21 protein-coding genes and 1 pseudogene are annotated in these 21,581 nt (G+C 69.0%); 13 read left to right on the top strand and 9 right to left on the bottom strand.

What is annotated here, in order from left to right:
• The first annotated feature begins 6 nt into the window (after window positions 1-6).
• Window positions 7-1,479, top strand: coding sequence for an amidophosphoribosyltransferase (gene purF / locus KEC56_RS04030; protein ID WP_227529908.1), 1,473 nt, complete (start codon window positions 7-9; stop codon window positions 1,477-1,479).
• Window positions 1,476-2,783 carry an MFS transporter gene (locus KEC56_RS04035; protein ID WP_227529909.1) on the top strand — a complete coding sequence of 436 codons (1,308 nt, stop codon included), beginning with the start codon at window positions 1,476-1,478 and terminating at the stop codon, window positions 2,781-2,783. Before purF ends, KEC56_RS04035 begins: the two co-directional genes overlap by 4 nt.
• Window positions 2,784-2,875: 92 nt before the next feature.
• Here the strand turns inward: KEC56_RS04035 and KEC56_RS04040 are convergent, their stop codons facing one another.
• On the bottom strand, window positions 2,876-3,064 hold the full coding sequence (locus KEC56_RS04040; protein ID WP_175986667.1) for a DUF3073 domain-containing protein: 189 nt from the start codon (window positions 3,062-3,064) through the stop codon (window positions 2,876-2,878).
• A gap of 150 nt (window positions 3,065-3,214) precedes the next feature.
• Between KEC56_RS04040 and KEC56_RS04045 the strand changes: the two genes are divergently transcribed.
• On the top strand, window positions 3,215-3,757 hold the full coding sequence (locus KEC56_RS04045) for a universal stress protein (protein ID WP_227529910.1): 543 nt from the start codon (window positions 3,215-3,217) through the stop codon (window positions 3,755-3,757).
• Window positions 3,758-3,858: 101 nt separating this feature from the next.
• Here the strand turns inward: KEC56_RS04045 and KEC56_RS04050 are convergent, their stop codons facing one another.
• A complete protein-coding gene (locus KEC56_RS04050) occupies window positions 3,859-4,491 on the bottom strand; it encodes a PadR family transcriptional regulator (RefSeq protein ID WP_227529911.1) in 633 nt (210 codons plus the stop codon).
• Window positions 4,488-5,327, bottom strand: coding sequence for a DUF4097 family beta strand repeat-containing protein (locus tag KEC56_RS04055; RefSeq protein WP_227529912.1), 840 nt, complete (start codon window positions 5,325-5,327; stop codon window positions 4,488-4,490). The genes KEC56_RS04050 and KEC56_RS04055 overlap by 4 nt, the downstream gene beginning before the upstream one ends.
• 151 nt (window positions 5,328-5,478) lie before the next feature.
• On the opposite strand from KEC56_RS04055, the gene KEC56_RS04060 reads away from it, so the two are divergent.
• Window positions 5,479-6,279, top strand: coding sequence for a MerR family transcriptional regulator (locus tag KEC56_RS04060; protein ID WP_227529913.1), 801 nt, complete (start codon window positions 5,479-5,481; stop codon window positions 6,277-6,279).
• On the opposite strand, the pseudogene KEC56_RS04065 reads toward KEC56_RS04060, so the two are convergent.
• Window positions 6,258-7,242 (bottom strand): annotated as a pseudogene (locus KEC56_RS04065) (squalene cyclase). The gene KEC56_RS04060 and the pseudogene KEC56_RS04065 sit on opposite strands and share 22 nt — an antisense overlap.
• Window positions 7,243-7,381: 139 nt before the next feature.
• Between KEC56_RS04065 and KEC56_RS04070 the strand changes: the two are divergent.
• The 4 genes from KEC56_RS04070 (at window position 7,382) to KEC56_RS04085 (ending at window position 11,914) form a co-directional block, all read left to right on the top strand.
• The gene (locus KEC56_RS04070; protein ID WP_227529914.1) at window positions 7,382-7,747 is read left to right on the top strand and encodes a fluoride efflux transporter FluC; all 366 of its coding nucleotides are present in this window, start codon (window positions 7,382-7,384) and stop codon (window positions 7,745-7,747) included.
• Complete coding sequence (locus KEC56_RS04075; protein WP_175986680.1) at window positions 7,744-8,103, top strand: fluoride efflux transporter FluC; 360 nt, start codon at window positions 7,744-7,746, stop codon at window positions 8,101-8,103. Before KEC56_RS04070 ends, KEC56_RS04075 begins: the two co-directional genes overlap by 4 nt.
• Before the next feature lie 71 nt (window positions 8,104-8,174).
• Entirely contained in the window at window positions 8,175-8,741 is a 567-nt protein-coding gene (locus KEC56_RS04080) for a TetR/AcrR family transcriptional regulator (protein WP_227529915.1), read from the top strand.
• A 17-nt stretch (window positions 8,742-8,758) separates the two neighbouring features.
• On the top strand, window positions 8,759-11,914 hold the full coding sequence (locus KEC56_RS04085; protein WP_227529916.1) for an efflux RND transporter permease subunit: 3,156 nt from the start codon (window positions 8,759-8,761) through the stop codon (window positions 11,912-11,914).
• 121 nt (window positions 11,915-12,035) lie between these two features.
• Here KEC56_RS04085 and KEC56_RS04090 read toward each other — a convergent pair whose 3' ends face one another.
• A complete protein-coding gene (locus KEC56_RS04090) occupies window positions 12,036-12,932 on the bottom strand; it encodes an aldose 1-epimerase family protein (protein ID WP_227529917.1) in 897 nt (298 codons plus the stop codon).
• Window positions 12,933-13,166: 234 nt separating this feature from the next.
• Between KEC56_RS04090 and KEC56_RS04095 the strand changes: the two genes are divergently transcribed.
• Complete coding sequence (locus KEC56_RS04095; protein ID WP_227529918.1) at window positions 13,167-15,536, top strand: DEAD/DEAH box helicase; 2,370 nt, start codon at window positions 13,167-13,169, stop codon at window positions 15,534-15,536.
• Window positions 15,537-15,560: 24 nt separating this feature from the next.
• Here KEC56_RS04095 and KEC56_RS04100 read toward each other — a convergent pair whose 3' ends face one another.
• Window positions 15,561-16,100 carry a YaeQ family protein gene (locus KEC56_RS04100; RefSeq protein ID WP_227529919.1) on the bottom strand — a complete coding sequence of 180 codons (540 nt, stop codon included), beginning with the start codon at window positions 16,098-16,100 and terminating at the stop codon, window positions 15,561-15,563.
• Between the two features lie 32 nt (window positions 16,101-16,132).
• Window positions 16,133-17,176 (bottom strand): Rv2578c family radical SAM protein, encoded by a 1,044-nt coding sequence (locus KEC56_RS04105; protein WP_227529920.1) that lies wholly within the window; start codon window positions 17,174-17,176, stop codon window positions 16,133-16,135.
• A gap of 82 nt (window positions 17,177-17,258) precedes the next feature.
• Here KEC56_RS04105 and KEC56_RS04110 point away from each other — a divergent pair, with 82 nt between their 5' ends.
• The 4 genes from KEC56_RS04110 (at window position 17,259) to KEC56_RS04125 (ending at window position 20,145) form a co-directional block, all read left to right on the top strand.
• Window positions 17,259-18,185, top strand: a complete 927-nt coding sequence (locus KEC56_RS04110) for a M15 family metallopeptidase (protein WP_227529921.1) — start codon at window positions 17,259-17,261, stop codon at window positions 18,183-18,185.
• Window positions 18,186-18,338: 153 nt separating this feature from the next.
• Entirely contained in the window at window positions 18,339-19,502 is a 1,164-nt protein-coding gene (locus KEC56_RS04115; RefSeq protein WP_175986697.1) for an acyl-CoA dehydrogenase family protein, read from the top strand.
• A 62-nt stretch (window positions 19,503-19,564) separates the two neighbouring features.
• Entirely contained in the window at window positions 19,565-19,786 is a 222-nt protein-coding gene (locus tag KEC56_RS04120; RefSeq protein ID WP_175986699.1) for a ribbon-helix-helix domain-containing protein, read from the top strand.
• Window positions 19,783-20,145 (top strand): type II toxin-antitoxin system PemK/MazF family toxin, encoded by a 363-nt coding sequence (locus tag KEC56_RS04125; RefSeq protein ID WP_227529922.1) that lies wholly within the window; start codon window positions 19,783-19,785, stop codon window positions 20,143-20,145. The genes KEC56_RS04120 and KEC56_RS04125 overlap by 4 nt, the downstream gene beginning before the upstream one ends.
• A 9-nt stretch (window positions 20,146-20,154) precedes the next feature.
• Here KEC56_RS04125 and KEC56_RS04130 read toward each other — a convergent pair whose 3' ends face one another.
• Window positions 20,155-20,709 (bottom strand): ECF transporter S component, encoded by a 555-nt coding sequence (locus KEC56_RS04130; protein WP_175986701.1) that lies wholly within the window; start codon window positions 20,707-20,709, stop codon window positions 20,155-20,157.
• Window positions 20,706-21,581: a siderophore-interacting protein gene (locus tag KEC56_RS04135; RefSeq protein ID WP_227529923.1), complete on the bottom strand. Its 876-nt coding sequence runs from the start codon at window positions 21,579-21,581 to the stop codon at window positions 20,706-20,708. The genes KEC56_RS04130 and KEC56_RS04135 overlap by 4 nt, the downstream gene beginning before the upstream one ends.

Below are 21,581 nucleotides of genomic sequence, written 5' to 3' on the forward strand. Positions count from 1 at the left end.
CACCCCATGTGCGGAATCGTCGGAATGGTCGCAGGCGGCCCCGTCAACCAGGACATCTACGACGCACTCCTGCTGCTGCAGCATCGCGGGCAGGACGCGACCGGCATCGCCACCGCCGAGCCGAACGGCATCATGCACATCGCCAAGGCCGAGGGCCAGGTGCGTGAAGCCTTCCGCACCCGCGACATGCGATCGCTGCTCGGGAACGTCGGCCTCGGCCACGTCCGCTACGCCACCAAGGGCACGGCGTCCAGCGAGGAGGAGATGCAGCCGTTCTACGTGAACGCCCCGTACGGCATCGTCCTCATCCACAACGGCAACCTCACCAACACCCGTGAGCTGACCGCCGACATGGCCAGGCGCGACCGCCGGCACCTGAACTCCTCCAGCGACACCGAGCTGCTGCTGAACGTGCTCGCCGGCGAGCTGCAGCACACCACCAGCGACGTCGACCTCGACCCGGAACGCATCTTCGAGGCCGTCGGGCGCACCCACGAGCGCATCGAGGGCGCCTACGCGGTGATCGCCGTGATCGCCGGCTACGGGCTGCTCGCCTTCCGCGATCCGTTCGGCATCCGTCCGCTCATCCTCGGGCGGCGCAGGCGCGTCGAGGCCGACAGCGCGAGCCGCGACGAATGGATCGTCGCGAGCGAGTCGCTGGTGCTCGAGAACGGTGACTACGAGGTCGTGCGCGAGGTCGCCCCCGGCGAGGCCGTCTTCATCACGAATGACGGCGAACTGTTCACCCAGCAGTGTGCGGCGGACCCGAAGCTCTTCCCCTGTGCATTCGAGTACGTCTACCTCGCCCGCCCCGACTCGATCATGAACGGCATCGCCGTGTACGAGTCCCGGCTTCGCATGGGCGAGCGGCTCGCCGACACGATCGCCAAGCACGTCCCGCGCGACAAGATCGACGTCGTCATGCCGATCCCGGACTCCGCACGGCCGTCCGCGATGGAGGTCGCCCGTAAGCTCGGCATCGAGTACCGCGAGGGCTTCTACAAGAACCGCTATGTGGGCCGGACCTTCATCATGCCCGGGCAGGCCGTGCGCAAGAAGAGCGTCCGGCAGAAGCTCAACGCGATGTCGACCGAGTTCCGCGGCAAGAACGTCCTGCTCATCGACGACTCGATCGTGCGCGGGACGACGAGCAAGCAGATCATCCAGATGGCGCGGGATGCCGGCGCCCTCTCGGTCACGTTCGCCTCGGCCGCGCCGCCGGTGCGCTTCCCGCACGTCTACGGGATCAACATGCCGTCCAAGCACGAGCTCATCGCCCACGGACGGACGATCCCCGAGATCGCCGCGGAGCTCGGCGTCGACCACCTCGTGTACCAGGAGGTCGATGACCTGAAGGCGGCGATCATCGAGGGCTCCGAGGTCGCCGACCTCGACATGAGCTGCTTCGACGGACGCTATGTCACCGGCACCGTCACCGAGGAGTACCTCGACTGGGTGGAGAGCTCGCAGTCGTCGTGAGCACCGCCGCGCCCTTGTGGCGGGGGCGGGCTCTGGCCGTCCTCGGCATCCTCCTGTGCGCGTTCTCGTTGCGCTCGGCCGTGGCGTCGCTGTCGCCGGTTCTCGATCACATCGCCGCGGACTTCGAGCTGCCCACCGCGGTCGTCGGGCTCATCGGCACCGCGCCGCCGGTGTGCTTCGCGGTGTTCGGACTGTGCACGCCGCTGCTCGAGCGGCGATTCGGCATCGAGCGAGTGACGATCATCGCCTTGATCGTGATCGCCGCAGGGCTCGTGCTGCGCGGACTCGCGTTCGACGCGACCGGACTGCTGCTCACCTCCGCCCTCGTCTTCGCCGGGATCGGGATGGGCAACATCCTCGTGCCGCCGCTGGTCAAGAAGTACTTCCCCGACCGCATCGGCATGATGCTCACGCTCTACACGACGGCCATGGCGCTGTCGACGTTCCTGCCGCCGCTGGTCGCGGTGCCGGTGGCGGATGCCGCGGGCTGGCGGGCCTCGCTGGGACTGTGGGGTGTGTTCGCGCTCGCCGGTGCCGTGCCGTGGATCCTGATGCTCGTGTCCGGACGCGCCGCGTCGCAGCCCGAGCCGGTCGCGCAGCCGGAGCCCGTCGCACGGACATCGCCTGCGGGCTCCTCCGATCCCGCCGAACTCGCGACCGGTCCGATCGTCGTGGCGCCGGCCGACTCGCAGGTGTTCTTCCGGCTGCTGCGACTGCCGCTCGCCTGGGCGATCGCCGTGGTGTTCGGCACGTCATCGACCATGGCCTACGTGTCGTTCGCGTGGCTCCCGGCGATCGTCACCGACACCACCGGGGTGTCGGCGACCGTCGCCGGCCTCCTGCTGTCGCTGTTCGCGATCATGGGACTGCCCGCCTCGTTGCTCGTGCCGACGCTCGTGGTGCGCTTCCAGGCGACACGGACGCTGTTCCTCGTCGCCGTGGGGTGCGGGCTCGTCGGCGTCACCGGTCTCCTGTTCTGGTCCGACGCGGTCACGGTCTGGCTGTGGGTCGCCCTCTTCGGGCTCGTCGGCATCCTGTTTCCGCTGGCGCTCGTGCTCATCAGCATCCGTGCCCGCACGACGCAGAGCGCCGTGGCGCTCAGCAGCTTCGTGCAGAGCACCGGCTACATCTTCGCGGCCGTGTTCCCGTTGCTCGTCGGAGTTCTGCACGAGGCGACCACCGGGTGGACGGTGCCGCTGATCGTCCTGGCCGGGGTTCTCGTCATCGCGATCCCGTTCGGTGTCATCGCCGGCCGCCGTCGCACGATCGAGGACGAGTGGGAGGCGCGGTACGGGCGCTGGTGATCAGCGGATGCCGCGGCGTGCGGTCGTGCGACCCCTCAGGCGTACGACAAAGACCCCGCTGCCACGGCAACGGGGTCGACGAGTCGGTGGGCTCAGGCCCTCTCGAGCTCGTCTTCGTCTTCGTCCGCGTACTGGTCGGCCCACTTGTCGACGTAGGCGTTCTCGTCATCCGACGGGTGACCCAGTTCGCGCTCGAGCGCGGAGTAGTTCACCGACGGACTGTACGCCTTGAGTTCGCGGGCGATTTTGGTGTGTTTCGCCTTCTGACGGCCACGGCCCATGCGCGAGACCCCCTAACGAGTTCAGCTGCCGGGCGAACTGGCGCCCGGGGCATTTCACGACACCGGCGTGCGGCCGGTAAGAGTAGCATTCAGAATAGCACGAGGGCCAGGTCCTCTGGCCTTCGCCGGCAGGTGAAGGGAACGATCATCATGACAGACCAGGCCTCCTCCCCGTCCGACGAACTGGCCCAGAACGCCGAGCTCCAGAAGGCCGTGATCGTCGGCATGCAGCCCGATCAGCCCCGTCGCGTGCTCGATGAGGCGGCGCGCTACGCGAAGCTGCTGGGAGTGCCCCTCGTCGTCGCCCACGTCGACGTCACGCGCTTCGTCACGTACGAGGACCCGGACGGCTACGTGCACTCCGCGCCGATCGACCTGAACATCGAGGCCGGGGCCGCGGAGTTCGAGGCGGTGCAGGCTGCGGCAGCGACCGCGCTGAAGGGCACCGACCTGAAGTGGACGGCCCGTCAGCTCGTCGGCGACCCGGCTCTGGCGATCAAGCAGCTCGCGAACAAGCTCGACGCTCAGCTGATCGTCGTCGGCACCCGCAAGCGCGGCCTGGGCGAATCGATCCGCGAGTTCTTCACCGGCTCGGTGGCCGCCCGGCTCGCCCACCGGCAGCACCGCTCTGTTCTCGTGGTGCCGCTGGAGGACGCGGTTCCGGACGACCAGCCCGAGATCTGGACCGAGTAGCGCCGTCCAGCCCCGCACAGACCCCGCGTCAGCGACGAGACCCCGTCGTACACGCGTCGCTACGGCGGGGTCTCGTCGAGAAGACGGGGTCTCTGGATGATTCAGCGCTCGGGGGAGTCGAGCGCGCGTGTGACGGCGTGCGCTGCGGCATCCAGCGCGTTCTCGAGTTCGGTGACGACGGTCGCTGCAAGCACCCCGCCGCGGGCGACGTGCGTGCGCAGGTCGGTCCGCACCTGGGCGCGGAAGGCGTTGACCGCGGCATCCGCCCTGTGCAGCTGTTCGCGGCTGCCCGCCCGCTCGTCGCCCGTCGGCGTCGAGGTCGACGGACGCGACTGCGCCGCCGTGCGTTCTGCGCCTGCTGCGGCGGCGAGGTCGGCGCGCAGGCTCTTCATCGCCGACTGCACGCTCTGGCGCACCTCGTTGGCGATCAGCCGGACGGAATCAGCGAGTCCCGATTCGATCCCGGCGAGGTCGCCCTCGCGCTCGGCGAGCTCGGCGCGTCCGGCATCGGTGATCGCATAGATCGTGGTGCGGCCGTCGACGGTCTTGGTGACCAGGCCCTCCCCTTCGAGCTTCGCCAGCCGAGGGTAGATGGTGCCGGCGCTCGGCGTGTACGTGCCGCCGGTGCGGTCGGTGAGCGCCTGGATGATGCCGTATCCGTGCTGCGGCGCCTCGGCGAGCAGCGACAGCAGGTACAGGCGCAGGTCGCCGTGCGAGAAGACGGCCGGGGTCACGAGTCCCACTCCTCATCGTCAGCGACGGTCGTGAGTGCCCGGCGCAGCACCGTGGTGTCGCCCGAGACGGAGTTCGAGCGGACGTCGACGAAGGATCCTGCCAGCTCTCCCGTGGACCCGGTGAAGCTCGTCGGTCCGGAGGTTCCGCGGTCGATGCCGTCGATCGTGACCTTGCCGCTCAAGGAGCGCACGACGTAGTTCGCCGGCAGGGTCTCTTCGAGTCGGATCGTGCTGTTGCCGGAGACCGTGTTCAGGTTGATGGCGCCCACGGCACCGGAGGCATCCACCCAGATGCTGCCGGAGACCGTGTCGACGGTCGCCTTGCGCACGGATCCGGTCAGTGCGACGTCGCCCGAGACGCTGTTCGCGTTCGCGGTACCCGTGAGGCCGCGCACCTGTACGTCGCCGGAAACGGAGTTCAGAGTGAGGTCGCCGGTGTGGGTGTCGACGATGATGTCGCCGGAGACGGTGTTCAGGCGCGCGTTGTTCGCGAGGCCCGACACGAGGGCGCCGGCGCTGACGACGCCGAGGTTCAGGGCGATGCTGCGGGGGACGGCGATGCTGACCTCGGCCTTCGGTCCGCCGGAACCGAAGTTGCGGAAGACCTCGAGGAAGTTGTCCCAGCCCAGCTGCGGGTGGTCGATCTCGATCTGGGCGCCGTCGGATTCGATGCGGAGGTCCTTCACGGTGACGCCGCTCACCTCGATGCGGATGCCGGGGTCGTCGTGGGCGATGACGTCGACCTGCCCGCCGACCAGGCCGACCTTGAGTCGGGTCGCCTGGGCGATGTCGATGACGCGTTCCTCGCCGGGGGCGATGAGCCACTTCTCGGTCATGTTCTCTCCTGAGTTCGTCGGTCGCGATATATCGCGTTGAAGCGAGAGTAACACGATATATCGCGAGTTCGTTAAGTTCCTTCGAGATTTGCCTTGACCTTGACGTAACGTCAACTTCTACCGTTGAAGTATCGAGAACGGAAGGGATGCTGTGAGCGCACAGGACTGGTCGATCCAGGAGATCGCGAAGCTGGCGGGAACCACGAGCAGAACGCTGCGTCACTACGACGACATCGGACTGCTCGCCCCGTCGCGCGTCGCCGAGAACGGCTATCGGCACTACGACCAGGCGGCCCTCGTCCGTCTGCAGCGGATCCTGCTGCTGCGCGAGCTCGGGCTCGGGCTGCCGCAGATCTCTGAGGTGCTCTCCCGCGAGGGAGTGCGCGAAGCATCCGCTCTCGAGACGCACCTCGCGTACCTGCGCGAGGAGCAGAATCGGCTGTCGCGGCAGATCGCGGCGGTCGAATCAACCATCAACGCACTGAAAGCAGGTGAATCTCTCATGGCAGAGAACATGTTCGACGGGTTCGATCACACCCGGTACAAGGAAGAGGTCGAGGAGCGCTGGGGCAAGAAGGCCTACGCCGACGGCGACCGCTGGTGGCGGAGTCTCTCCGCCGACGAGAAGGCCGAGTGGCAGCAGCGCGTCTCGGATCTCTCCCGCGACTGGGTCGCCGCCGCCGAGAGCGGCGCGGCACCCGAGTCCGATGAGGCCCAGGCGCTCGCGAAGCGCCACGTGGACTGGCTGACAGGTGTGCCCGGCACGCCGACATCCGCCCTTCGACAGGCTCAGGGACCGAATGCTGAGGTCAAGGCGTACGTCACGGGACTCGGTGAGATGTACGTCGCCGACCCGCGCTTCGGCGCGAACTACGCCACGGCCGACGGCAGCACACGCGGCGCGGAGTTCGTCCGCGACGCGCTGCGCACCTACGCCGAGGCGAACCTCTGATAGCCGGCGTCCCACCAGTCGAGCACTCGCGTGCCGATCAGGGTCAGCCAGCGCGACGGCTCCCCTTCCCCGACATCGACGTCGAACCACGTCCATCCGGGGAGGGGAGTCGTCTGCAACCAGGTGCCGTCCGGCTGCCTCATCGAGCGCACGAGCTCGACGGCTTCGTGCATCCGCGCATCCGGGGCTGAGCCCTCTGCGAGCGACGCATCCCGGAAGTGATCGAGCGCCGTCAGTGCGCTGTACCGATGCCTGTTCGGGTAGACGAACTCCGTCACGAAATCCCCCACGATCTCCCCGGTGGACGCCCGCCGCATGAGCCCCCGTTCGAGCAGATACTCCTCGCCGCCGTGCCGTGCCTCGCGCATCGAGAGGTCGCCTGTGAACAGCCCGTAGGCGAGGATGCCGCGCACGGCGTTGAGCGTCGAGTGGAAGGAGGAGCGCACCGAGTCGCCCTCCTCGGCCTCGCAGTTCCACCCGCCGTCCGCGAGGCGGTGCGCCGGGAACCACCCGGCCAGGCGCGAGACATCGGCGCCGAGCCACGCCCCGGCTGCGAGCGTGTACGAGTTGATGCAGACCGACCTCGCCGCCCCAGAAGGGCATGTCGTCGTGCTCCCACGGGCAGCTCTCCGCGAGCCTGCTGACGATGCCCTCGAGTGCTGCGGCATCCACGCCCCATTCGCGCAGGTCCTTGAGCGACCAGCTCGTCGCGACCCACGGCTGGCCCGGCTCCTCGCGCTCGTCGCTGTCGAAGAACCCGGCCGGGAAGTGCGCGCCGCCCGCCCAGCGGCCGTCCGCGTCCTGCTTCGCCAGCAACGCTGCGCCGAAACCCTCCGTCGCGACGCGCTCCCGCGTCGCCTGCCACACCTCCTCAGGCGCCCCGACCAGGTCGCGTTCGACCTGCCAGCGGATCGCCGGGTCGGAGTCGAGAAGCCATTCCAGGGTCTGTGCGGAAGCCGGCATGCCCCGCAGGCTACTCCGCTCGCGGCGTGCACGGGAGGAGATCTCACGAAACGGAGGGCGGTGCGCCCGGCATCCGTCCTCCCGTCCGTGAGATCTCCTCCGGATCGAGGCGGGCGGATGTCCCGACTAGAGTTGCCGCGTGACCCTCCGCCGGCTGCTCCTCGTCGTGATCGGCGGGATGCTGGGCACCGCGGCCCGGCTCGGCATCGGACTGCTGGTGCCCGACGTCGGCGGATTCCCCGTCGCGACGCTGATCGCGAATGCTGTCGGGGCGCTGCTCATCGGCATCCTGGCCGTACGGCTGCCTGGCTCCTCGGACCGCCGGGTCTTCCTCGGCACCGGCATTCTCGGCGGCTTCACGACCTACAGCGCCTTCGCCGTCGGCACGGTCGAGCTCTGGTCGCAGGCGCCGCTGCTCGCCGCAGCGTACGCGGCCCTCACCATCGTGCTCGGCGTCGCGGCAGCCGTCGCGGGGATGCGCGTGGGCAGGAGGCGACAGGCATGACGCCGCTTGTCTTCCTGCTCGCCTCCGTCGCCGGCGGCGTCGGCGCCGGCCTACGCTATCTCGTCGATCTCGGGATCATGTCGCTGACACGCGGGCGCTTCCCCTGGGGGATCGTCATCGTCAACCTCACCGGGTCGTTCGCGCTCGGGGTGGTCACGGCATCCGTCCCCGATGCCGCTTTCATCGTCGGGGCGGGCCTGCTCGGCGGTTATACGACCTTCAGCACGGCGATGCTCGACGCGATCGCACTGTGGCGCGACGGCGATCGACCCGCGTCGGTCGGGCACGTGATCGGAACGTTCGCCGGTGCGGTTCTCGCCGCGCTCGCCGGACTCGGCGTCGGCTTCCTGATCTGAGAGCAGTCCGACTCAGCCGGCGCACAGATCTGTTCTGTACAAACGTACATGTACAGATGTCCAGGAGGACCATGCCCGAGTCCACGCGTCGTCGTCGCGATCCCGAGGCCCGGCGGAGCGCGATCGTGCTCGCCGCGGCCGAGCTGATCGTCGAGGTCGGCGTCGACGCGATCACCCATCGCCTCGTCGCCGCGCGCGCCGATGTGCCCCTGGGTGCCACGACGCAGTACTTCGACACGCTCGACGATCTGCGTCAGGCCGCGCTGGCGCTGCTGGTCGAACACGTCGAAGCGCACCTGCAGCGGATGCGCGACGCGCTCGCCGCCGACGGCGCCTCCGCCGCGTCGATCGCCGAGTTCGCCTCTGCCGCGCTGACCGATGCGCCGGCCGTGCACGCCGACCGCGCTGTCGTCACCGCCGCCGTGCACGACCCGAAGCTCCGCGAGCTCATCCGCACGTTCTCGCACGCGATCATCGGCATGCTCGAACCCGCGCACGGGGCGGAGCGGGCGACGGCTGCAGCGGTCTTCCTCGACGGCGTACTGTGGCACTCGCAGATCAACGACGTTCCGCTGCCTCGCCACATCATCGAAACAGCGCTCGCCGGCATCCTCGCAGGCGACCAGAGCACCACCTGACCCAGAGAGAACCATTCGTGTCGAAACTCGCCGTTCTGAGTCTGCGCAACCGTGCGCTGATCGCCCTCATCACGATCGTCGCCGCCGTGTTCGGCGGGCTCGCCCTGACGAACCTCAAGCAGGAGCTCATCCCCTCGCTCGAGCTGCCGTCGCTCGTCGTCATGACGACCTACCCCGGAGCATCCCCCGAGGTCGTCGAGAACGATGTCTCCACGCCCATCGAGACGGCGATCCAGGGGGTGCCGGGGCTCGAGGAGACCAGTGCGACGAGCACGACGAACGCCTCGATCATCCAGGCCACGTTCACGTACGGCGAGAACCTCGCGACCGCCGAGCAGAAGATGCAGCAGGCGATCAACCGGATCTCCTCCACGCTGCCCGACGACGTCGAGCCGCAGGTGCTCTCGGTGTCAATCGACGACTTCCCCGTGATTCAGGTCGCGGTGACCGGGTTCGCGGATGCCGAGACCGCGCAGGCCGATCTCGAGAACGTCGCCGTCCCCGCGCTCGAGGACGTCGACGGCGTGAACGCCGCCGAGATCATCGGCGGGCTCGGGCAGCAGATCACGATCACGCCCGACCAGGCCGAGCTCGCCGCAGCCGGCGTCAGCACACAGGCGATCCGCGACGCGCTCGATCAGAACGGCACCCTGTTCCCCGGCGGCGACATCACCGAGAACGGCGAGACGCTGACGGTGCAGACCGGCGCGAAGATCACCTCGGTCGACGAGCTCGCGGCGCTCCCGCTGGTCGGAACGGATGCCACGATCGCCGACGTCGCGACCGTCGAGCTGACCACGGAGCCGGTGACCTCGATCTCGCGCGTCAACGGCGAAGAGGCGCTGACGATCTCGATCACCAAGCTCCCCGCGGCGAACACCGTCGAGGTCTCCGACGGTGTCATCGCCGCGATCGACGAGCTGAAGGCGACCTTCCCCGATGCGGAGTTCACGGTCGTCTTCGACCAGGCGCCGTTCATCGTGCAGTCGATCGAGACGCTGGCCACCGAGGGCCTGCTCGGGCTCGTGTTCGCGGTGATCGTCATCCTCGTGTTCCTCCTGTCGATCCGCTCGACGCTCGTGACGGCGATCTCGATCCCGACGAGCGTGCTCATCACCTTCATCGGGCTCCAGGCGTTCGGCTACTCGCTGAACGTCCTCACCCTCGGCGCCCTGACGATCGCGATCGGACGCGTGGTCGACGACTCGATCGTCGTGATCGAGAACATCAAGAGGCACTATGTCGGCGATGCCGACAAGGGCGACGCGATCCGCCTCGCCGTGAAGGAGGTGGCCGCGGCGATCACGGCATCCACCATCACGACGGTCGCGGTGTTCCTGCCGATCGTGTTCGTCGGCGACATGGTCGGCGAGCTGTTCCGGCCGTTCGCGATGACGGTCGCGATCGCGATGGTCGCATCGCTCCTCGTGGCGCTGACGATCGTGCCGGTGCTGGCGTACTGGTTCCTGAAGCCCGGCAAGGAGCTCACGGATGCCGACGGCCAGGTGATCGACCCCGAGCATCCGGATGCCCCGCCCACACCGCTGCAGCGCGGCTACCGTCCGATCCTGCACTGGACGCTGAAGCACTCCGGACTCACGGTGATCATCGCAGTCGTCGTGCTCGGCGCCACGCTCGCGGCGGCGCCGCTGATGAAGATCAACTTCCTCAGCGACACCGGTCAGAACACCATGACCGTGACGCAGGACCTCGGCCCGTCCGCGAGTCTCGAGGCCAAGGACGAGGCTGCCGCCGTCGTCGAGGACGCCCTGGAGGGCATCGACGGCGTCGAGAACATCCAGGTGTCGATCGGTTCGAGCGGTTCGGCGCTGCGCGACGCCTTCTCCGGCGGTGCCGGGGTCACGTACTCGATCATGACGGAGTCGGGCGTCGACCAGGAGAGGCTCCGTGCCGATGTGCAGGATGCCGTGGACGGTCTCGAGGGCGTCGGCGAGATCAGCGTCGCGGCCTCCGCCGGATTCGGGTCCACCGACATCGAGGTCGACATCACCGCACCGAACAGCGAGGCGCTCTCGGATGCTGCGGATGCCGTGACCGCCGAGCTCGAGGGACGCGACGGCATCGGCCAGGTCACGAACAACCTCGCCGCATCCCTGCCCTACATCGCCGTGGTCGTCGACCGCGACGAGGCTGCTGCGCGCGGGCTGAGCGAGGTCGCGGTCGGATCGCTCGTGTCCAGCACGATGCGCCCGCAGCAGATCGGCTCGGTCGAGCTCGACGACACCGCGTTGACCGTGTATCTCGCAGCATCCGAACCGCCGGCGACGATCGACGAGCTGCGCACGCTCACGATCCCGACAGCCACCGGGCTCATCGAGCTGCAGGACGTCGCGACCGTCGAGCAGGCCGAGGGGCCGACGTCGATCACGACCGAGCAGGGCCGGCGGACCGTCACCATCACGGTGCCGCCGTCATCGGACAACCTCGCCACCGCCACGGCGTCGGTGAACGCGGCGCTCGAGGCCGTGGATCTGCCGGACGGCGCGTCCGCCTCGGTCGGAGGCGTCGCGTCGCAGCAGGCCGACTCGTTCTCGCAGCTCGGACTCGCGATGCTCGCCGCGATCCTCATCGTCTACGTCGTCATGGTCGCCACCTTCAAGTCGCTGCGCCAGCCGCTGCTGCTGCTCGTGTCGGTGCCGTTCGCCGCGACCGGCGCGATCCTGCTGCAGATCGTGACGGGCGTCCCGCTGGGCGTGGCATCGCTGATCGGCGTGCTGATGCTCATCGGCATCGTGGTCACGAACGCGATCGTGCTCGTGGATCTCGTGAACCAATACCGCGAGAAGGGTCTGTCGACGGCGCATGCCGTGATGGCCGGCGGTGAGAAGCGTCTGCGCCCGATCCTCATGACGGCGCTCGCGACGATCTTCGCTCTCACGCCGATGGCGCTGGGGATCACCGGGCACGGCGGGTTCATCTCGCAGCCGCTCGCGATCGTGGTGATCGGCGGTCTCGTGTCGTCGACCGTGCTGACGCTGATCGTGCTGCCGACGCTCTACAACCTCGTCGAGGGTGCGCGCGAGCGCCGGGCCGCCCGCAAGGCGGGGCCCGATGCCGCGGCGTCGGGCGGCAGCGCCGATCCCGCGCCGGAGGAGCCGGACCACCCCGACCACCCGCTCACGCGTCGCGAGCTGCGCGAGCACCAGGTCTGATCCCCGATTCCCCGCGCACAGACCTCTCCCTGCCTACGAGACCCCGTCGTATTCACGTCGATACGAGGAGGTCTCGTCGGCGCGGAGAGGTCTGTGGGAATGGGGAGGGGGCGTCGGCCGCTCAGCCGAGCTCGATGCCCCACTCCAGCGTCCAGGTCTCGCCGGGCGCCAGGCGCCGGATGCTGTGACCGCTGTTGAACGCGTCGGCGGGAGCCGTCATCGGCTCGATGGCGACGGCGAGGTCCTGGCCCGGGTACGCCTCGGTCGTGTACACCTGCACGTAATCGAAGCCCCCGCCCTGCCAGAGAGTGAGCCGCCGGCCGTCGGGTGCGGCGAGGGTGTGCCGCACGCGTCCGTCCGCGTCGCGGTCGAGGTCGGTGAAGCCGGTGTCGAGGTCGACGTCTCCGAGCCGCACGCCGTCGCGCAGCGACTCGGGCGCCGGTGAGGTGCCGGTCGGCAGCATCCGATCATCGACGTCGAACTGCGTCGCAGCCGGAACGCGCAGCACGAGCTCGCGCGGATCCGCGTCGCCGATCGTGACGAACGGGTGGGTGCCGAGCGCGACCGGCGCGCTCTCGGAGGACCGGTTCGTGAGCTCGTGCGTGACCAGGACGCCGGCATCCGTCAGCGTGTACGTGACCGTCGTCGCGACCTCGTACGGGTACCCCGTCTGCGGGTGGATCGTCGCGCTCAGGGTGACCGCGGCATCCGTCTGCTCGATCCCGTAGGCGGTGAAGCGCAGCAGCCCGTGGCTCGCGTTGCCGAACTTCGGCTCGGTGATCGCGAGCTGGCGCACCGTGTCGCCGTCGGACCACCTGCCGTCGCGGATGCGGTTCGGCCACGGTGCGAGGACGACACCGGAGCACGACGGGGTCGGTACGTCCTCGGGATAGCGGGCGACGAGGTCGACCCCGCCGATCGCGAGGCCGCGCAGGGATGCTCCGACCTGGGCGATCTGCGCCGTCACAGCGCCGCGGGTCAGGTGGATCTGGGTTCCGGTGGGGGAGAGGGAGGTCACCTGCACATCGTACGAGGGCTCTCCCAGGTGCGTCCGGTAGGCTTGGGGCGTCGGCTTCGGGCACCCGCGTCACGCGGGGGATCTGAATCAAAGTGTGAGCCCAGGGGCCGATGGTTCATAAACCATCACATGAATGGCCCCGGCCGATGGATGCTCGGGTATGTCCGCCGTGCGCTGATCTCTGTGCGCCGCCCGCGGATGCTGTTCTCGTGTCAGAGACAGTCAGGAAACACCATGCCCAAGAACGGCAAGCCCAAGGGCGGTCGCCCGTCCCGCAACTTCGAGCCGCGCTACGCGAAGAAGACCTCGTTCCACGACCGTCACGCCGGCGGGCGGCCCGGTGCCGGTCGCCCCGATCGTGATAACCGTGACGAGCGCACGGATGCCGGCGACCGCGGCTTCTCCTCCGACCGCAGCCGCACGTCCGATCGCGGCTTCGACCGCCGCCCCGGCAGCAAGAGCCCTTCGACAGGCTCAGGGCAGGCCGGGCAGCGGCCTGGCAGCCGCAGCCCGAGTCATCGCGGCTACCGCCCCGCCGAGGCCGACGGCGGCGCGCCCAAGCGCCGCTGGACCGACCAGGAGCGCGCCGGTCGCGACGAGGCTCGCGGCATCCGCGGCCGCGCCGCGTCCGGACGCCGCGAGGCACCCCATCACCGCGACGAGCGCTCGCAGGACTCCCGCGGCTCGTACGGCGAGCGTCCGCGCTACGGCAATGACCGCGCCACCGGCGACCGCCGGTACGAGGACCGTCCCCGCCGCGACGAGCGCGGCGGCGAGCGTCCCCGCTTCCAGGGCGACCGCCCTCGTTTCCACAGCGACCGCAGCGAGAGTCCTCGCTACAACGATGACCGCAGTGGCGACCGTCGGTCGTTCAACAACGATCGCAATGACCGTGGCGGCGACCGTCGGTCGTTCAACAACGATCGCAATGACCGTGGCGGCGACCGTCGGTCGTCGGGTCGCGACGATCGTCCGGCTCGCGACGACCGTCGGTCGTTCAACGATCGCAATGAGCGCGGCGGCGATCGTCGGTCGTTCAACCGTGATGCTCGTCCGGCCCGGGATGACCGTCCGGCTCGGGATGGTCGTCCGTTCACGAACGACCGCAACGAGCGCCCGCGCCACAACGAGGACCGTCCGCGCTTCGACCGCGACGAGCGCCCCGCACGCGATGACCGCCGTCCGTTCACCCGTGACGACCGCACCCGTCGTGATGACCGTCCCCGTTTCGACCGCGACGACCGACCGCGTCGCGACGACCGGGGCGCGACTGACCGCGCCCGCCGTGACGACCGCGCGCAGCTTCCGAGCCGCGACGACTGGAACAAGCAGGCTCCGGCGCGCTTCGAGCCGACCGAGGACGTCGTCCACGAGCGCCTCGAGGCCCAGGTCGTAGCTGCCCCCGAGGTCGAGGGCACGACGTTCGCCGACCTCGGACTCGGCTCGAACATCGTCGAGACGCTGAAGAACATGGGCGCCACCGCCCCGTTCCCGATCCAGGGCGCGACGATCCCCTCGATCCTCGAGGGACGCGACGTGCTCGGCCGGGGCCGTACCGGCTCGGGCAAGACCATCGCGTTCGGGGCGCCGCTCGTCGAGAGCATCCTGACCTCGCAGGCCGGCAAGCGCCGCGAGATCGGCCGCGCGCCGCGCGCGATCATCCTCGCCCCGACCCGTGAGCTCGCGCTGCAGATCGACCGCACGGTGCAGCCGATCGCCCGCAGCGTCGGCCTGTTCACCACGCAGATCTACGGCGGCGTGCCGCAGGGACGCCAGGTCGGTGCGCTCAAGAAGGGCGTGGACATCGTGATCGGCACGCCCGGTCGCGTCGAGGATCTCATCAACCAGGGCAAGCTCGACCTGTCCGACTGCCGCATCGCCGTGCTCGACGAGGCCGACCACATGTGCGAGCTCGGCTTCGTCGAGCCCGTGCAGCGGATCCTCCGTCACACGCAGGAGGGCAGCCAGAAGCTGCTGTTCTCGGCGACGCTCGACCGCGAGGTCGCAGCCCTCGTCGACGAGTTCCTCGTGGACCCCGCCGTGTACGAGGTCGCCGGCGAGGACCAGGACTCGAGCACGATCGACCACCGCGTGCTCGTGATCGACCACCGCGACAAGGCCGAGATCCTCACCTCGATGGTCGACCGCGACGGCAAGACGCTCGTCTTCGCCCGCACCCGCGCTTACGCCGAGATGCTCGCCGAGCAGTTCGAAGATGCCGGCATCCCGGCCGTCTCGCTGCACGGCGACCTGAACCAGGCCAAGCGCACGCGCAACCTGCAGAAGATGACCTCGGGCCGCGTGAACGTGCTCGTCGCGACGGATGTCGCAGCCCGCGGCATCCACGTCGACGACATCGATCTGGTGATCCAGGCCGATGCTCCCGACGAGTACAAGACGTACATGCACCGTGCCGGCCGTACCGGCCGTGCGGGTCGCTCGGGCCGGGTCGTCACGCTCATCACGCGTCAGCGTCAGCGCCGTATGAACGAGCTGCTCGAGCGCGCCGAGATCGACGCGCCGTTCGAGCCGGCGCGCCTCGGCGACGACGTCATCGAGGAGCTCGCCGGACGCATGCCGTCCGACGCCGACCTCACCGCCTGATCGCCGTCGGCGCGCGCCCCGCTCTCACACCGCGGGGCGCGCGTGAACGGCGGAGCTCAACGTCGTGCCGTTCAGGTCGAGGTAGAGCTGCCGCTCGGTCACGGTCAGCGTGGCGGCGTTGCGGCGCTCGAGAAGTCCCGCCGCTTGGTCGACGAATCCGGGGTCGAAACCGAACACCTCGATCGCCTCGGCGTTGTAGATCTTCTTGCCTGCCCACGGCGCGATGACCTTGACGGGATCGCGGTGCGTGTACACGGCGACGCGTTCGGCGAGTCGACTGCCGTGGTGCAGGCGCTCGGCATCGGGTGCGCCGACCTCGATCCACGCCGTGACGGCGCCGGTCAGGTCGCGCGCGATCACGGCCGGCTCGTCCGTGGACGAGATGCCCGAACCGAATTCGATCCCCTCGACGTATTCGAGGCAGTAGGCCAGCAACCGGGTCACCATGTACGCGTCCGTCTCGGACGGATGCTTCGCCACGCGCAGCGCGAGATCGTCGTAGACGCCCCGGTCCATGTCTGCCAGCTGCACCGCGAACGTGTGGATCGTCGAACCGATTGCCATAGCTCTCGAGCCTACGCGGCGCGGTGCCGGGCTCAGAACAGCGTCGGCTGCGGGGGAGGCGCCGGTGGTGTGAGGACGGCCGGCCTGGTGAGCGTTCGCTCCGGAAAGGCGTCATCCGAGTGCCGGGCCTCGAGCCCGTGCGCGCGGATCAGTGGTCGGATCCGTTTCGCCAGCCATTGCCGGTACGCCCTCGGCGCCTCGGCGGCAGCCCCCGGGTAGAGCCCGCGATACGACGACATCAGCTCGGGTTGCTCGCGCTCCAGCCACTGCAGGAACCACGGCTTGACGCCGGCGCGCAGGTGCAGCGCGCCGTAGATGACGTGGTCGGCTCCGGAGGCCTTGATGCGCCGGAGCGCCTGGTCGATCTGCTCCACCGAGTCGGTCAAGTGCGGAAGGACGGGCATGAGGAACACGCCGACCCGGAACCCCGCATCCGTCAGCGCGCGGACGGTGTCCAGACGCGCCTGCGTCGACGGCGTGCCCGGTTCGATCGAATGCTGCAGTTCGTCGTCGTACATCGCGATCGACATCTGCACGTCGACGGGCACCGACGTCGCAGCCTCGACCAGCAGCGGGATGTCGCGCCGGATCAACGTGCCCTTCGTGAGGATCGAGAACGGCGTGCCCGACTCCGCCAGAGCCCGGATGATGTCGGGCATGAGCCGGTAGCGTCCCTCCGCCCGCTGATACGGGTCGGTGTTCGTGCCGAGGGCCACGGTCTCGTGGTTCCACGTGCCGCGGCGCAGCTCGCGCTGCAGGACCTCGGCGACATTCGTCTTCACGACGATCTGCGAGTCGAAGTCTCCGCCGCCATCGAGATCGAGGTAGTGGTGCGTCCCACGAGCGAAGCAATAAACGCAGGCATGACTGCATCCGCGGTACGGGTTGATCGTCCAGCTGAACGGCATCCGTGATCCGCCGGGGACGCGATTGAGCGCCGACTTCGCCAGCACCTCGTGGAAGGTCATGCCGGCGAACTCGGGCGTCGTCACCGAGTGGACGATGCCGGTGCGGTTCTCGAGGCCGGGGAGCGCTGCGGCATCCGCATCGTCGATCGTCTGTCCCTGCCACCGCATGCCATCATTCGAACAAAGAATCGAAGACAAGTCAACCCGATGTGCGACTTATGTTCGATCCGACTTAAGCGACAATGGAACGATGAGCGACGCCCGGTACCCGCGGCACGCGTCGCGTCCACACCGTGCCCTCTCCGTCGCGCTGCCGATCGGGATAGCGGTCACCGCGCTCGGAGCGCTGTGGGCGCTGGCCGACGTGCCGATGGCGGTCGACGCCGCTGTGCCGCCGGTCCCCGCCGCCGCGGGCGAGCTTCCCGGTGTCGAGGTCGCGTCGACCCTCGCCGCCGACCCGTGCGCCGACACGGCAGTGGCCGGAGCGCTCGATGCGGGAGACGATGAGGCGGTGGTCGCGGCCTTCGGTGGCGGCGCTGCGTTCCGCGAGGCCGTCGTCGCGGGGAACGCCCCCTGCATCTCGCTCGCGGATCCCACCCGCGCGTGGGTGGTCGTCAACAAGGCGCGCCCCCTCGTGCCGACCGACTACGTCCCCGCCGATCTCGTCGCCTCCCCGATCCAGCAGACGACGGCATCCCGCCTGATCCACCCGGATGCCGCCACCGCCCTCGGCGCGATGTCAACCGATCTCGCGGACGCCGGTGCGGGCTCGCTCGGGATGAACAACTCCTACCGGTCCTACCGGCTCCAGGTCTCGAACTACACCGGTTTCGTGAGCACCGAGGGGCAGGAGAACGCCGACCGGGGCTCGGCGCGCCCCGGGTTCAGCGAGCACCAGACCGGTCTCGCCGTCGACGTCGTCGCGTGCAGCGCCGGCTGCGGCGAGATAGCCGGGTTCGGCGGGACGCCCGAGAGCGACTGGGTCGCAGCGCACGCGTGGGAGTACGGGTTCATCGTGCGGTACGAATCGGGCGCGACCGGCACGACCGGCTACGAACCCGAGCCCTGGCATCTGCGGTACATCGGCCCGTCTCTGGCCGCCGCGTATCACGAGGGCGGCTACCACACGCTGGAGGCGTTCTTCGGGCTGCCCGCCGCCCCCGACTACGCGCACTGAATCCACGTGATCCGGCGGTTCTGTGGCATCCCACAAACGCGGAACCCGGTCTCACGCATCGTGGGATGCATTCTCACAACGCCCTGCCGCGGCATCCGCACTCCGGCATAGACTCGCCGGAGCAAAGAAGCCAGACACGTTCGGGAGGACGGCATGGAACGCGACATCTACGACGAGGACCACGAGGCATTCCGCGACCTGGTCAAGGACTTCGTCAAGCGGCACGTGAGCACCGAGAGCATCGAGAAGTGGGAAGCCGCGGGCGAGATCGACCGCGAGACCATGCTCGCCGCCGGTGAGGCGGGCCTGATCGGCCTCTCCGTCCCCGAGGAGTTCGGCGGCGCCGGGATGCTGCAGGACTACCGCTTCCGCACCATCGTCATGGAAGAGGTCATCGCGGCCGGTGCCGGTTCGCTGGCGGGCGCCTTCGGCATCCAGGACGACCTGGCCGTCCCCTACCTCGTGCACATGGGCACGCAGGAGCAGAAGGAGAAGTGGCTGCCCCGCATGGCCAGCGGTGAGGTGCTCGGCGCTCTCGCCATGACCGACCCGGGTGCGGGCTCGGACCTCCGCGGCATCAAGACCAACGCGAAGAAGGTCGACGGCGGCTACATCGTCAACGGCGCGAAGACCTTCATCTCGTCGGGCACCACCGCCGACATCGTCGTCACGTTCGTGAAGACCGGCGAGGGGAACCGCCCCGACGCATTCAGCCTGCTCATCCTCGAGAAGGGCATGGAGGGGTTCGACCAGGGCAAGAAGCTCAAGAAGATGGGCTTCCACGGCTGGGACACCGCCGAGCTCAGCTTCACCGACGTCTTCGTGCCCGATGAGAACCTCATCAGCGGCAAGGAGGGTCAGGGCTTCATCCAGCTGATGATGAACCTGCCGCTCGAGCGCCTCTCGATCGGCGTCGCCGCGGCCGCTGCCGCGCAGGCTGCGACCGACTGGACCATCGCCTACACGAAGGACCGCGAGGCGTTCGGCGAGCGGATCGCGGACTTCCAGAACACCCGATTCCAGCTCGCCGACATGGTCACCACGACCGAGGTTATGTGGGCGTACATCGACCGCGCGCTGCTCGCCTACAAGGACAGCAAGCTCACCGCCGAGGATGCCGCCAAGGTCAAGTACTGGGCCACCGAGCGCGAGTGGGAGGTGCTCGACACGGGCGTGCAGCTGCACGGCGGCTACGGCTACATCATGGAGTATCCGATCGCCCGCGCTTTCACCGACGCCCGCGTGCACCGCATCTACGGCGGCACGAACGAGATCATGCGCGACCTCGTCGGCCGTCAGATCGCCGGCAAGCGCTGACGCGCTTGCCGGCCATGCTACTCCGGTAGCACTCTCGGTACCACCGGAGTAGCATGGCCCGCATGGGCACCACGAAGATCAGTCTCAGCCTGAGCGAATCCGACCTGGCCTTCCTCGACGCGGAAGCGCTGGGCGGGCGGTACGCGTCGCGCTCGGCGGCAGTGCAGGACGCTGTTCGACTTCTGCGGGAGAGCCGCCTCGCGGACGCCTACGCGGAAGCGTTCGCCGAGGGCTACGACGAGGACTGGGACCTCGCGGCCGACGACGGACTGGCGTCGGCGTGACCGTGAGCCTGCTGCGCCGGGGCCAGATCGTCGTGGTGTCCTTGGATCCGGCGGTGGCGTCGGAATCCCGCAAAACGCGGCCCGCAGTGATCGTCGGCAACAACGCTGCGAACGGTGTGGCCGCGCGCACTCCGAACGCGACGACCACCGTCGTGCCGGTGACGTCGAACATCACGCGGGTGCTGCCTTTTCAGGTGCTGCTTCCGGCAGCGGCGACGGGTCTCGATCGGGATTCGAAGGCTCAGGCCGAGCAGATCCGCACGATCGCGGTGGAACGAGTCATCCGTCCTGTCGGCTGGGTTCCCGCCGAGCTCATGGGCGCGATCGACGAGACGCTCCGGACGCATCTCGCGCTGTGAGCAGCGCCCTCAGCGCCGCCCGACGCCGGCGGCGCGCAGTCGATCAGCGATGAGGATGCCGAGCGCGGTCGCGCCGATGCAGCTGGCGAACGTGACCGCGAAGAAGAGGATCTGCGACCACAGCGGCTGCGATCCCATGTGGAAGAACTCCCACGAGAACAGCGGGTAGACCACGCCGAGCACGGCCGCTCCGGCGTAGTGCATCCAGGTCTTCCAGTACCGCCACAGCACGAGCATGAACGGCAGCTCGGCCGGCAGCGCCCAGGACGCGTTCGTGATCACGCTGTAGAAGCCATACCCCGAGAACGGCACGATCACGAGCCCGGCGATGATGCCGACGAGGATGCCGACCAGGGGCCGGCGCAGCAGCCGCAGCGCGATCACCGACGGCAGCACCCACAGTCCCGTGATCGCCACCGACAGCGTCGGGTTGCCCAGCGACAGCAGCACGGTCGAGAGCCAGTTCGCGGGCGCCAGCAGCAGCCCGCCGGCCACGCCGAGCGCGGCGCAGGTCAACAGCAGCGTCGTCGGCATCGCCGATCTGCGCGGGGCGGTGCCGCTCATGCCAGCGGCTCCGCGGCGATCTCACGGGCCGTCTTCGAGCTCGGCGATGCGGCGCCGACCTTCCAGTAGCCGCAGAAGCTGACGGCGTTCCGATCGACGCCGCGCTCGGTGACGAGCTGCTTGCGCGCCCCGGATGCGAGCGCCTGCTCTCCCGCCGCGTACGCGTGGAACGGAGCATCCGGCAGAGCGATCCCGCGCAGCGCCTCGAGCGCGAGCGCCCCGGGCACGGCCGCATGCGGTCGCGCGAGCCACTGCACGCTCACGTCGACCGGATGCGCGAATCCGAGGGCGTCGTCCTGGCTCTGCACCTCGATGATCACGGTTCCGGACGCCGTCTCCGGCAGCGATGCGCAGATCGAGGCGATCGCCGGCAGCGCCGTCTCGTCGCCGATGAGCACGACACGATCGGTGCCGCGCTCCGGGTTGAACATCAGCCCCTCGTCGATGATCAGCACGCGGTCACCCGGCTCGCAGGTCTCCGCCCAGCGAGATGCCGGACCAGCCGTGCCGTCGGCGGCCGAACCGTGCAGGACGAAGTCGACGTCGATCTCGGCTCCGCGATCGCCCGCGGCCGGCCGGTACGCGCGCACCGTGTAGTTGCGCATGACCGGTCGCTCGCCGTCGGGGATCCGCAGGAACTTGAGGTAGCCGAACAGCTTGTGCGCCTTCGCCGGTACGCGTTCGAGTCCGGCGTCTCCGGCGACCGGGATGAACAGCCGGAACCACTGGTCGTAGCCCATCGGACGATACTTCTCGATCTCGCCGCCGCCGAGGGTGGCGCGCATCCAGTGCGGCGCGAGCCGTTCGGTGCGGAGCACCTCGAGGGGGATGAGCTGCGTGCTGTGCGGCTTGACCTGTTTGCTGAATGCCAT

The organism is Microbacterium tenebrionis, from assembly GCF_020682665.1.
In the GTDB taxonomy this organism is placed as follows: domain Bacteria; phylum Actinomycetota; class Actinomycetes; order Actinomycetales; family Microbacteriaceae; genus Microbacterium; species Microbacterium tenebrionis.